General features: G+C 71.6%; 12 protein-coding genes. 8 read left to right on the top strand and 4 right to left on the bottom strand.

Features of this window, described 5'->3' with window-relative positions; genetic code table 11:
* The first annotated feature begins 29 nt into the window (after positions 1 to 29).
* The 8 genes from RDV89_RS06610 (at position 30) to RDV89_RS06575 (ending at position 8,255) form a co-directional block, all read left to right on the top strand.
* Complete coding sequence (locus RDV89_RS06610) at positions 30 to 599, top strand: cell division protein SepF (RefSeq protein ID WP_315732152.1); 570 nt, start codon at positions 30 to 32, stop codon at positions 597 to 599.
* A gap of 6 nt (positions 600 to 605) precedes the next feature.
* On the top strand, positions 606 to 908 hold the full coding sequence (locus RDV89_RS06605; RefSeq protein WP_315732151.1) for a YggT family protein: 303 nt from the start codon (positions 606 to 608) through the stop codon (positions 906 to 908).
* An 81-nt stretch (positions 909 to 989) separates the two neighbouring features.
* Complete coding sequence (locus RDV89_RS06600; protein ID WP_315732150.1) at positions 990 to 1,772, top strand: DivIVA domain-containing protein; 783 nt, start codon at positions 990 to 992, stop codon at positions 1,770 to 1,772.
* Between the two features lie 141 nt (positions 1,773 to 1,913).
* A complete protein-coding gene (locus tag RDV89_RS06595; RefSeq protein ID WP_315732149.1) occupies positions 1,914 to 2,354 on the top strand; it encodes a TraR/DksA family transcriptional regulator in 441 nt (146 codons plus the stop codon).
* On the top strand, positions 2,327 to 2,995 hold the full coding sequence (gene lspA / locus RDV89_RS06590; RefSeq protein WP_315732148.1) for a signal peptidase II: 669 nt from the start codon (positions 2,327 to 2,329) through the stop codon (positions 2,993 to 2,995). The genes RDV89_RS06595 and lspA overlap by 28 nt, the downstream gene beginning before the upstream one ends.
* 8 nt (positions 2,996 to 3,003) lie before the next feature.
* Complete coding sequence (locus RDV89_RS06585) at positions 3,004 to 3,924, top strand: RluA family pseudouridine synthase (RefSeq protein WP_438823262.1); 921 nt, start codon at positions 3,004 to 3,006, stop codon at positions 3,922 to 3,924.
* Positions 3,925 to 4,096: 172 nt separating this feature from the next.
* Entirely contained in the window at positions 4,097 to 7,672 is a 3,576-nt protein-coding gene (gene dnaE / locus RDV89_RS06580; RefSeq protein ID WP_315732146.1) for a DNA polymerase III subunit alpha, read from the top strand.
* Positions 7,659 to 8,255 carry a hypothetical protein gene (locus RDV89_RS06575; protein ID WP_315732145.1) on the top strand — a complete coding sequence of 199 codons (597 nt, stop codon included), beginning with the start codon at positions 7,659 to 7,661 and terminating at the stop codon, positions 8,253 to 8,255. The genes dnaE and RDV89_RS06575 overlap by 14 nt, the downstream gene beginning before the upstream one ends.
* Positions 8,256 to 8,279: 24 nt before the next feature.
* On the opposite strand, the gene RDV89_RS06570 is transcribed toward RDV89_RS06575, so the two are convergent.
* The 4 genes from RDV89_RS06570 to RDV89_RS06555 all read right to left on the bottom strand — a co-directional run bounded on the left by RDV89_RS06570 (position 8,280) and on the right by RDV89_RS06555 (position 12,292).
* Entirely contained in the window at positions 8,280 to 9,122 is an 843-nt protein-coding gene (locus RDV89_RS06570; RefSeq protein ID WP_315732144.1) for a mycofactocin-coupled SDR family oxidoreductase, read from the bottom strand.
* Positions 9,119 to 10,936: a flavin-containing monooxygenase gene (locus RDV89_RS06565; RefSeq protein WP_315732143.1), complete on the bottom strand. Its 1,818-nt coding sequence runs from the start codon at positions 10,934 to 10,936 to the stop codon at positions 9,119 to 9,121. The genes RDV89_RS06570 and RDV89_RS06565 overlap by 4 nt, the downstream gene beginning before the upstream one ends.
* 124 nt (positions 10,937 to 11,060) lie before the next feature.
* On the bottom strand, positions 11,061 to 11,567 hold the full coding sequence (gene ybaK / locus RDV89_RS06560) for a Cys-tRNA(Pro) deacylase (protein ID WP_315732142.1): 507 nt from the start codon (positions 11,565 to 11,567) through the stop codon (positions 11,061 to 11,063).
* Between the two features lie 2 nt (positions 11,568 to 11,569).
* Complete coding sequence (locus RDV89_RS06555; RefSeq protein WP_315732141.1) at positions 11,570 to 12,292, bottom strand: LON peptidase substrate-binding domain-containing protein; 723 nt, start codon at positions 12,290 to 12,292, stop codon at positions 11,570 to 11,572.
* Between the last annotated feature and the right edge of the window lie 10 nt (positions 12,293 to 12,302).

Here is a 12,302-nt window from a genome sequence, read left to right as displayed (position 1 = left end):
GGCACGCCTGATCTCCTGAGGAAGTCATCATGAGCGGCGCGATGCGCAAGATCGGCGAGTACCTCGGCCTGGTCGAGGACGCGGGCTACGACGAGTACGACGACGAGCTCGACGGCACCCGTGACGCGCGGGACTCCCGGGAGTCGGAGCGTGAGGAGCGGCCCGCGCGCCGTCGCCCCGCCGCCGCGACCGCGGCCGAGAAGACGCCCGCGCCCGTGGCCGACATCAGCGAGCGTCGCCGCACGCAGGTCGCCCAGGGCGGCCCGTCGACCCAGGGCGGCCACATCAGCGCCGTCCCGTCGGCACCCACCGTCGCGGAGCTCTCGCGGATCATCACCGTGCACCCGCGGACCTACAACGAGGCCCGCACGGTGGGGGAGCACTTCCGCGACGGGATCCCCGTGATCATGAACCTGTCCGAGATGGACGACTCCGACGCGAAGCGGCTCGTCGACTTCGCGGCGGGTCTGGTCTTCGCCACGCGTGGCACCATCGAGCGGGTGACGAACAAGGTCTTCCTGCTGTCCCCGCCCAACGTCTCCGTCGCCGCCGAGGACAAGGCGCGCATCGTCACCGGCGGATTCTTCAACCAGAGCTGAGCGCGGGTGGCAGCCAACATCATCGGCCAGGTCGTCGAAGGCGTCCTGTTCGTCTTCATCGCCATGCTCTGGATCCGGTTCGTCGTGGACTGGGTCCAGGTGTTCGCCCGCTCCTGGGAGCCTCGAGGGATCCTCCTCGTCGTTCTCGAGGTCGTCTACTCGACGACCGATCCCCCGATCAAGGCGCTGCGCAAGGTCATCCCCCCGCTGCGCCTGGGGAACTTCGCACTCGACCTGAGCTTCCTGATCGTGCTCATCGGCAGCCTGGTGCTGCTGGAGGTCAACCGCAGCCTCCTGCTGTCCGCGTGAACGACCGGACAGGTGGGATGCGCCCGGCGCCGCCGGAGGCGCTAGGGTTGCGCGGAACGTTTCTGCAAGCCGACGAGATGAATGGGTGTGGTCATGCCACTGACGCCTGAGGATGTGAGCAACAAGCGCTTCACGCCTGTCCGGCTCCGCGAGGGCTACGACATGGGTGAGGTCGACCAGTTCCTCGACGAGGTCGAGGCGGAGCTCGCGCGCCTGACCCGCGAGAACGAGGACCTCCGGTCGAAGCTGGCGGCCGCGCAGGCGTCGGGCGGCAGCAGCGCTCCTGCCCCGGCCCCCGTGTTCGAGAAGGCGCCCGAGCCGAAGCCCGAGCCGACCCCGGCTCCCGCTCCGGCCCCCGTGCCGACCCCGGCTCCTGCCGCCGCCCCGGTCGCGGGCGGCGTCGAGACGATCCGGGTCGAGACGGTCCCGCAGGCATCCAACGCCGCGGCGCGCCTGCTCGAGATCGCCACGCGCAACGCCGACGAGCTCGTCGACGACGCCAAGAACGAGGCCGACCGGATCATCGGCGAGGCCCGCACCAAGGCCGAGCGCCTCGAGGCGGAGTCCAAGGGCAAGGCCGACCGCATGGAGGCGGACGCCCGCACGCGCTCGCAGATGCTCGACACCGAGACGGCGGAGCGTCGCCAGCAGATGTTCGGCGACCTCGAGCGCGAGCGCGACAAGCTCAACGGCGAGGTGGAGCGGCTCCGCTCCTTCGAGCGGGAGTACCGCTCGCGCCTCAAGACGTACTTCACGCAGCAGCTCGAGGCGCTGGGCGGCGGCAGCGACGTCCAGCACGCCAGCAGCGAGTCGGGCACGGCGCCGAAGCGCCTGCGCTCGATCCTCGGCGACGACGAGGGCTGAGCCTCCCGGCTGACGGAGACGATCACGGCGACGGCCGACCACCCCCGGGGTGGTCGGCCGTCGCTGGTGTGCGGGGTGGTCCTTGGCTAGTCTCCCGGCACCGCCTCGGTCGACGGCCGGGCCTACGAAGGGTGCGCCGCCATGACGGACCAGCTCGACGACTCCGCTGCTCTTACGGACCTCGACCCCGCCTCGCTCCCGGTCGCCGACGGCGACGAGCCGTGGACGCGGGCCGAGGTGGCCGAGGTCGTCGACGAGCTGCTCGGCCAGCGCCGCCACCTCACCGAGCGGCTGGCCGTGCAGGAGGCCGAGCTGGCGGGCCTCCTCGCGGACGGCGGTGACGGTGCCGGCGCGGATGCCGCCGACCTCGGGGCGGCCAACCTCGAGCGCGACCAGGAGTTGCACCTCGTCTCCAGCGAGCGGGAGACGCTGGCCCAGATCGAGCGGTCCCTGCGCCGCCTGGTGGGCGGCGACTTCGGGGTGTGCGCCTCCTGCGCCCGGCCGATCCCGAAGATGCGCGTCATGGCCTTCCCGCGTGCCACACTGTGCGTGTCATGCAAGCAGCGCGAGGAGCGTCGCTGAGCCCCGGCTCGGGCGACCCAGAACCGTCCGTCCCGTCCTCCCGCCGCCGTCTGCGGGTGGTGTTCGCGATCATCGCGCTGACGCTCTACGCGGTCGACCAGGTGAGCAAGCAGCTCGCCGTCACGCGGCTCGACGGCGAGGGACGGATCCCGCTGGTCGGTGACCTGTTCGGTCTGCGGCTCGCGTTCAACCCCGGCGCCGCGTTCAGCCTCGGCACCGACTTCACCGTCGTCATCTCGATCGTCGCGATCGTCGCGACGGTGGCGATCCTCGTGCTCAGCCGACGCATCGGCAGCCCCCTGTGGGCCGTGGCGATGGGCGTGCTGCTGGCCGGCGTGACCGGCAACCTCACGGACCGCATCCTGCGCGACCCCGCACCGTTCCACGGGCACGTGGTCGACATGTTCGAGCTGCCCAACTTCCCGATCTTCAACGTGGCCGACGTGTGCATCAACGTCGCTGCCGTGCTGATCGTCGTGCAGGCCTTCCGCGGCATCCGGCTGGACGGCACCCGCGACGAGGACCACGTGGCCGACGACGACGCCCAGGACGACACCCAGGACGACACCCAGGACGACACCCAGCACGACGCGGAGGATGGTGCCGACGCCGACGAGGTCGGCCGGGAGCGCGGGGCATGAGCGGCGACCTGAGGGTCGTCCTCGTGCCCGACGGGCTCGCCGGCGAGCGCGTCGACGCCGCGATGGCCCGCATGTTCGGGCTCAGTCGCACGCGGGCGGCCGAGCTCATCGCCGACGGTCAGGTCGCCCTCGACGGCGCCACCGTCGCCAAGTCCGACCGGGTCGGGGCGGGGGCGATGCTGGAGGTCACGATCCCGTCGGTCGTCGACCCGCTCGAGGTCGTGCCGGAGATCGTCGAGGGCATCGGGATCATCCACGACGACGACGACATCGTCGTGATCGACAAGCCCGTCGGCGTCGCCGTGCACCCCTCGCCGGGCTGGAAGGGACCGACGGTCGTCGGTCACCTGGCCGGCGCCGGCTTCCGGATCGCGACCAGCGGCGCCTCCGAGCGCCAGGGCATCGTGCAGCGTCTCGACGTCGGCACCTCCGGCGTCATGGTGATCTGCAAGTCGGAGACGGCGTACTCCCGCCTGAAGAACGCCTTCCGGCGCCGCGAGATCGACAAGATCTACCACGCGCTCGTGCAGGGCCACCCCGACCCGCACACGGGCACGGTCGACGCCCCGATCGCCCGGCACCCGCGCTCGGACTGGAAGTTCGCGGTGCGGGCGGACGGTCGTCCGAGCGTGACGCACTACGAGACGCTCGAGGCGCACCGCTTCGCGAGCCTCCTCGAGATCCACCTGGAGACGGGGCGCACGCACCAGATCCGCGTGCACATGTCGGCGCTCAAGCACCCGTGCGTGGGCGACCTCACCTACGGCGCGGACCCGACGCTGGCGCGCCGCGCGGGGGTCGAGCGGCAGTGGCTGCACGCGGTCCGGCTGGGCTTCGAGCACCCGGGGTCGGGGGAGTACGTGAGCTACTCCTCGCCCTACCCCGACGACCTCGCGCAGGCGCTCGAGGTCATCCGCGACGCCCACTGAGGCCCCGGTCCGCGCAGGCGCGGGACTGTCGGTGGCGGGTGGCAGGTTGGGGGCCGCTGGTCACGTAGGCTGACGTCCTTCCCCGACGGCTCCCGACCCGGCCACGGGCCTCGCGCCTGCACCGTTCGTCCGCATCTGTTCGCCTCGCCCGCCTAGGAGTGCGCTGACCCCCATGGCTGCCGGATCCTCCGACTCGTTCGTCCACCTGCACGTCCACACCGAGTACTCGATGCTCGACGGTGCCTCGCTCCTCGACGGGCTCTTCTCGCGCGTCGTCGACCTCGGGATGCCGGCGATCGCCATGACCGACCACGGCAACCTGCACGGGGCGTACGACTTCTGGTCCAAGGGCCGCAAGCACGGCGTGAACCCGATCATCGGGATCGAGGCGTACCTGACGCCGCAGACGCACCGCAGCGAGCGCCGCCGCGTGCGCTGGGGCAAGGGCGACACCAAGGAGGAGAGCGGCAACGACGTCGCCGGCGGTGGTGCGTACACCCACATGACGATGTGGGCCTCCAGCACGGAGGGGATGCACAACCTCTTCCGGCTCTCCTCGAAGTCGAGCCTGGAGGGGTACTACTACAAGCCCCGCGCGGACCGCGAGCTCCTGCAGACCTACGGCAAGGGCCTGATCGCGACCACCGGGTGCCCCTCGGGGGAGATCCAGACGCGGCTGCGGCTGGGGCAGTACGAGGAGGCCAAGCGCTCCGCGGGCGAGTTCCAGGAGATCTTCGGCAAGGAGAACTTCTACCTCGAGCTGATGGACCACGGGATCGACATCGAGAAGCGGGTGCGCGACGACCTGCTGCGCCTCGGCAAGGAGCTCGAGATCCCGCGCGTCGCCACCAACGACTCGCACTACAACAACCCGGAGGACGCCGACGCCCAGGACGCCCTGATCTGCGTCGCCTCGGGCCGCCGACTGGCCGACCCGAACCGGCTGAAGTTCGACGGCGGCGGTTACTACATCAAGTCGGCCGCCGAGATGCGCGAGCTGTGGGCCGACCGGTTCGGCATGCCGGACGCGTGCGACAACACCCTCGAGATCGCCGAGCGGTGCTCGGTCGACTTCACCGAGTCGACCGGCGGCTACATGGCGCGCGCCGACATCCCGGCGGGGGAGACCGAGGAGTCCTGGTTCCGCAAGGAGGTCTGGCGCGGGATCGAGTCGCGCTACCCGGGCGACAAGCTGACCGACGAGGTCCGCGACCGCGTCGAGATGGAGCTCGGCGTCGTCGCCGCGAAGGGCTACTGCGGCTACTTCCTCGTGGTCGCCGACTTCATCCAGTGGTCGAAGGACAACGGGATCCGGGTCGGACCGGGCCGTGGCTCCGGCGCGGGTTCGATCGCGGCGTACGCGCTGCGGATCACCGACCTGTGCCCCCTCGAGCACGGCCTGATCTTCGAGCGCTTCCTCAACCCCGAGCGCCCCTCGATGCCCGACTTCGACATCGACTTCGACGAGCGTCGGCGCACCGAGGTCATCCAGTACGTGGTCAACAAGTACGGCTCGGAGTACGTGGCGTACATCGCCACCTTCGGCCGGATCAAGGCCAAGCAGGCGATCAAGGACGCCGCCCGCGTCCTCGACTACGGCTTCGCGGTCAGCGACAAGATCACGAAGGCGCTGCCCGCCGACATCATGGGCAAGGGCGTGCCGCTCAAGGAGCTCTTCAACGAGGGCCACAAGCGCTACAACGACGGCGGCGAGTTCCGCGAGCTGCACGCCGCGGACCACGACGTGCGCACCATCTACGAGACGGCCGTCGGTCTCGAGGGCCAGATCCGCCAGTGGGGCGTGCACGCGGCCGGCGTGATCATGTCGAGCGCGCCCCTGATCGACGTCGTGCCGATCATGAAGCGCGAGCAGGACGGCGCGATCATCACGCAGTTCGACTACCCGATGTGCGAGTCGCTCGGGTTGGTCAAGATGGACTTCCTGGGTCTGCGCAACCTCACCGTCCTCGACGACGCGGTGCGCAACATCGAGGCCAACCGCGGCGAGACGGTGGTGCTGGAGGACCTGCCGTTCGACGACCAGGCGACCTACGACCTGCTCTCGCGCGGCGACACGCTAGGGGTGTTCCAGCTCGACGGCGGGCCGATGCGTGCGCTGCTGCGCAGCATGCGCCCCGACAAGTTCGCGGACATCTCCGCGGTCGGCGCGCTCTACCGACCCGGCCCGATGGGCGCGGACTCGCACAACAAGTACGCACGGCGCAAGAACGGCCGGGAGCCCATCGAGCCGATCCACCCCGAGCTCGAGAAGCCGCTCGAGACGGTGCTCGGCGAGACCTACGGTCTGATCGTGTACCAGGAGCAGGTCATGGAGATCGCCCAGGTGCTGGCGGGCTTCAGCCTGGGGCAGGCCGACAACCTGCGCCGCGCGATGGGCAAGAAGAAGAAGGAGGAGCTCGACAAGCAGTACGCCGGGTTCCAGGGCGGCATGCTCGAGCGCGGCTACTCCCAGGCCGCCATCACAGCGCTGTGGGAGATCCTGCTCCCGTTCTCCGACTACGCCTTCAACAAGGCCCACTCGGCTGCCTACGGCGTGGTGTCGTACTGGACGGCGTACCTGAAGGCGAACTACCCGGCGGAGTACATGGCCGCCCTGCTGACCTCGGTGAAGGACGACAAGGACAAGTCGGCCATCTACCTCAACGAGTGCCGGCGGATGAAGATCCAGGTGCTCCCGCCCGACGTCAACGAGTCGTCGCACAACTTCACTCCGGTGGGCACCGACGTCCGATTCGGGCTGACCGCGATCCGCAACGTGGGGTGGAACGTCGTCGACCACATCGTCGGAGCGCGGGAGGAGAAGGGCCGCTTCACCGACTTCAACGACTTCATGAGCAAGGTGCCGCTGCAGGCGTGCAACAAGCGCGTGATCGAGTCGCTGGTCAAGGCCGGCGGGTTCGACGACCTCAAGCACCGCCGCCGCGCCCTCGTGGCCGTCCACGAGACGGCCGTCGACCAGTTCGTCGACATCAAGAAGAACGAGGCCATCGGCCAGGACTCGTTGTTCGGCGGTCTCGACGACGCCGACGACCAGGGCTTCGGGATCAGCGTGACGATCCCCGACCTCGACGAGTGGGACAAGATGACCCTGCTCGGTCACGAGCGGGAGATGCTGGGCCTCTACGTCTCCGACCACCCGCTGCTGGGCCTCGAGCACGTGCTCTCGCAGGGCACGGACGCCACCGTCGGCCAGCTGCTGCTCGACGAGGAGCGCCCGCACGGGTCGCGGATCACGGTCAGCGGCCTGGTGACCGCGGTGCAGCGCAAGATCACGAAGAAGGGCGACGCCTGGGCGACGGTCACGCTCGAGGACCTCGAGGGCGGCATCGAGGTGCTGTTCTTCCCCAGCAGCTACCAGCTCGTGGCGCAGCACCTCGTGCCCGACTCGATCATCCGGGTCACCGGGGCGCTCTCGAAGGACAAGGAGCAGCCGGAGATCCGCGGCCAGGAGGTCAGCGTCCCCGACCTGACCGAGGGCCCCAGCGGCCCCGTCGTGCTGTCGCTGCCGTCGACGCGCTGCACACCGCCGGTGGTCGGCCAGCTGCGCGAGGTGCTCGGCACCCACCCGGGCATGACCGAGGTGCACCTGAAGCTGCTGACCCGTGGGACGACGACCCTGCTCAAGCTGGACGACCGCCTGCGGGTGACCCCCAGCCCGGCGCTGTACGCCGATCTCAAGGCCCTGCTCGGCCCCGGCTGCCTGGGCGGCGTCGATGTCCGCGTCTGAGCACGCGCGGCGCTACGCGGGCACGGTGCGGTTGTTCCTCGAGCTGGCCGTCGTCGGAGCGTTCGTCTGGTTCTGGTGGTGGCACCCGGTCACGGGCGTCGCCTCGGGCGGGGAGTTCTACTGGCGCACGACGAGCATCGAGGGCTCGATCACCGGCACGGCGCGCTACCTCGTGGTGGCCACGGTCGTCGGTCTCGTGGGCGGCCTGCTGGCCGCCCGCCGCCACGGGCGGCAGCCGTGGGGCGCGCTCGGCGTCTCCGTGGCGGCGGGGGTCGCCGCCGGTCTGCTGATGGCGTTGACCGGACACCTGCTCGGCCCCGAGGACGCGGACGCGGTCGCGGCCCGCAGCGAGGACGGCTCCCGCGTGCTGGTCGACCTGCGGGTGGAGGGCACGGGGGCGTACCTCGCGGCGCCTGCGGCGGCGCTGACGGCGACCGCGGGGGTGTTCCTCGTGCGGCGTCGCGACGACGAGGCCCCGGCGGGCTCGGCCGGCGGCGGGCCTGGCACGGGCGGGTCCGGCGAGGCGGGGGAGGCGGGCCGCTCCGACGGGGCCGCCGTGGCCGCCGGGCGCGTCCCCGGCTGACGGTGGCGGCGCCGCCGGCGCGGGTCACTGCACCGACGCCCCGCCGTCGACGGGGATCTGGCCCCCCGACACGTAGTACGACTGGTCGGAGGCCAGCCAGGCCACGGCGTTGGAGACGTGCTCGCTCTCGATCCACGCCTTGCCCATCGGGTTGAGCCCCGCGAACGCTGCTTCGGCATCCTCGGCGCGAGGCTCGTCGAGGTCCGGCCGGAAGAGGCGGTAGGTGCGGACGTTCTTGACCATCTCGGTGTCGATCGAGTTGGGGTGGATGGTGTTGACCCGGATCCCGGCGGGGCCGAGCTCGTTGGCCAGCACCTTCATGAGCCCGACGATGGCGTGCTTGGTCGTGGTGTAGGCCGCCACGTTCGCCAGCCCCTTGAAGCCCGCGAGCGAGGCGATGATGATCACCGAGCCGCCCGGGCCCGCGTCGAGCAGGTGCGGAGCGGCCGCGGCGTAGGTGTGCCACACGCCGGTGACGTTGATGTCCATCAGCTCTTTCCACGCGAGGGGGTCGATCTCGTGCGTGCGGGAGCCGAAGGTGAAGATGCCGGCGTTGGCGACGACGACGTGCACGCCGCCGAGCTCCGCGGCGCCGGCGTCGACGACCCGACGCAGCTCGTCGAGGTCGCGCACGTCGGTCTGGGTGGCGACGATCCGTCCGCCGGCCGCCTCGACCTGCCGGACCGTCTCGGCGAGGTCCTCGGGGGTGGGCAGGTCGTAGTAGCCCGCGACACTGTCGACGGGGGCACACAGGTCGACGGCGATGATCGAGGCCCCGTCGCGCGCCAGGCGCAGCGCGTGGCTGCGTCCCTGCCCGCGCGCTGCTCCGGTGATGAGGGCGACCTTGCCCGAGAGTGGTGCGGTCATGTCACTGCCTTCCGAGAGGTGGTGCTCGCCGGGTCGTCCCGACGAGCGTCGTTCGTCGACGGGTCGGGGACGGCGGCCCCGACCTCGGCGGCGAGGATCTGCAGCGCGAGGAAGCCCCCGTAGAAGCGGGCCATCGCGAGGTTGCCGCCCATGAACCACAGCCCGTCGTGGCCCGATCGTCGCCACACGCCGCGGAGCTCGCCCTCCTCGTCGAGGCCCCAGACCGGTCCGCACCTGCCGGCCACCTCGTCGCCGAGCAGCCGTCGGGCCGTGGCGACCATGCTCTGGTAGCCGGTCGCGAGGACGACGAGGTCCGCGTCGATCGAGGTCCCGTCGTCGAGCTCGAGACCGCCGGGGGTGACCCGGGCGACCCCGACCCCCGAGCGGAGCCCGATGAGACCGTCCGCGAGGAGCGCCGAGGCGCCGACGTCGATGTAGTACCCGCCGCCCTTCTGCAGGAACAGCTGCAGGGCGCCGGTGCCGTCGATGCCCGAGGACAGCAGGAAGCCCACCTGCTCCAGCCGGGTCAGGATGTCGCGGTCCACCTCCGCCATCGCCGCGGTGGTCGCCCGGTGGACCTCCGGCACGGCGGCGAACGGGAACGACGCACCCAGGAGGTCGGCGACGTCCGTCGGCGGGCCCGTCTCGTCGTAGAGGCCCGCCATGGCCATGCCGGAGGCGGCGACGCTCACGACGTAGGTGGGGGAGCGCTGCACCATCGTGACGGCAGCGCCCTTCTCGTACAGCTCCTGGGCGATGTCGTGGCCGCTGTTGCAGCTGCCGACGACGACGGCTCGTCGGCCGGCGAGGTCCGCGCCCCGCGGGAACCCGCTGGAGTGGCACAGCGTGCCGTCGAAGTCGGCCGCCCCGGGCAGGTCCGGCACGTTCGGCTCGGTGCCGCTGACGCCGGTCGCCAGGACCACGTGGCGTGGCCGGATCGTGCGCGTGCCCTGAGGCCCCGTCAGGGTGACCGTCCAGGTGCCCGTCCCGGGGTCGAAGCTGCTGTCGACCAGCTCGGTGCCGGTCCACACGTTCAGGTCCATGGTGCCCGCGTACGACTCCAACCAGTCGGCCAGCTTGTCCTTCGGCGTGAAGACGGGCCAGCTGCTGGGGAACGGGACGTACGGCAGGTGGTCGTACCAGACCGGGTCGTGCAGCACGAGGGAGTCGTAGCGGTGCCGCCAGTTGTCGCCGATGCGCTCGTTGCGGTCGACCACGAGCGTGTCGACGCCCATGCAGCCGAGCCGTGCGGCCAGTCCGAGCCCGCTGTGGCCGGCGCCGACGACGAGGACGGCCGGGTCACCGTCCGCGAGCTCGTGGCGGCGCCGACGTCCGTCGGCCCACCCTCGACCCAGCCGGTCGGCGCCCTGCGCCCCTCCGGCGGGCCGGCGGGTGCCGGTGCGCTCCTCGTGACCGACCAGCGACTCGGCAGCGGTCAGCAGCGTCCAGGCCTTCCAGGCGCCGTCGCGCTCGACCAGCCGCAGCACGCCCCGCCCCCGCAGCACCGGGGTCTCGAGGTCGACCACTGCCTGGATCCACGGCTCCGCCCCGCTATCGACCAGGCTCGCGGCGCCCGCTCGGACGGGCGCGAGCGCCCCGCCGACGCTGCCGTCGGCGAGGAGACGCGCGATCGCGGACAGCCCGTGGGCGGTGCGCAGGTCCCAGGTGAAGGCGAGCAGGTCGCGCCACCAGGCATCGTCGTCGAACAGCGTCGGTGCCGCCCCGGGGTCGCCGTCACCGACGGCCGTCGCGAAGTCCTCGAGCCAGCGGTCCACCGTCGCGTCGACGTCGGGGGTCGTGCGCTCCTCGCTCACACCGCTCTCCAATCCTCATCATCGTGATCATGAATCGGGGGAGCCCGGAGTGTCGCAGGTCACCCTCCGCGGTGGCAAGGGTCGGCTGCGTCGACAGCCAAGTGAACACGGTGCCGAGCGGGGCTCAGTCGCGGGCGACGGGCGCGACGACCGCGCCGGTCAGCGCGACGAGGTCGGCGGGCGCCAGCTCGACGTCGAGCCCACGCCGCCCGCCTGAGCACAGCACCGTGGCGTGCTCGAGCGCGGAGGAGTCCACCACCGTGCGCAGCCGTCGCTTCTGCCCGAGCGGGCTGATGCCGCCGGCGACGTAGCCCGTTGTCCGCTCCGCGGCGGCCACCTCGGCCATCCGGGCCCGACGACCGCCCAGGGCGCCGGCGACGGCCTTGAGGTCCAGCTGCCCGGCCACCGGGACGACGCCGACGCAGAGCTCGCCGTCGAGGTCGACGACCAGGGTCTTGAGGACACGGGCCGGGTCCACGCCGAGGGCCTCGGCCGCCTCGAGCCCGTAGGAGGTCGCGCGAGGATCGTGCTCGTAGGGGCGGGCGGTGAAGGCCACCCCGGCCTGCGCGAGGGCGACGGTGGCGGGCGTACCGCCCGATCCGGCCGGGCCCACGGCCTTCTTGCGCGCCACGCTCAGTTGGGGGACCAGCCGGTGCGGTTGAGCTGCACCGCCGGCAGGGAGGGGATGACGTTGATCGCGCGCAGCTCGGCGGCGAAGAACTCCGCGAGGAGCTCGAAGCGCTCGGTCGTGCTGTCGGTCTCCAGCAGCCGCTGCCGGTCCGGGAGCGGGAGGGGCGCGACCGCCGACATCGCCCAGGACCGGTACGTCGGGTCGCCGGGCATCGCGCCGGCGACGACGTTGCCGCCGATCTCGGCCACCACCGCCTGGTAGGCGGCGAAGAGGGCGTCGGCGTGGTCGGCCACCTCGGGGTCCACCCGCTCGGTGGGCTCCGGCAGCACCTCGCCGTCGCCGACGGGGAACGGTCCGTCGACCTCGAGGGAGTCGAGCCGGAAGCGGTCGCGGCACACGGCGACCACCTCGAGCGTGCCGTCGTCACCCTCCTCCACCTCGGTCAGCTGGAGGCGGCAGCCGACCCGGTGCAGCGACTGGTTGCCGCGGCTGCCGACCTCGTAGCCCTCCCGGATCGCCACCGAGCCGAAGACGCGTTCGGCGGGGTCGGGCTGCGCGAGCAGGTGCTGCACCAGGGCGAGGTAGCGGTCCTCGAAGACACGCAGCGGCACGGTGAGCCCCGGGAACAGGACCGCGCCCAGGGGGAACATCGGCAGCCGCACGGACGCCGCCTGCTCCTCGGGCCCCGGGTCGCTGCTCGAGTCGCCGCTCGTGTCGTCGCTCACGGTGACGACC

The sequence above is a fragment of the Nocardioides imazamoxiresistens genome (assembly GCF_032378595.1).
In the GTDB taxonomy this organism is placed as follows: domain Bacteria; phylum Actinomycetota; class Actinomycetes; order Propionibacteriales; family Nocardioidaceae; genus Nocardioides; species Nocardioides imazamoxiresistens.
Note: the sequence above shows the minus strand (reverse complement) of the source record. Positions and strands in the feature narration are given on the sequence as shown.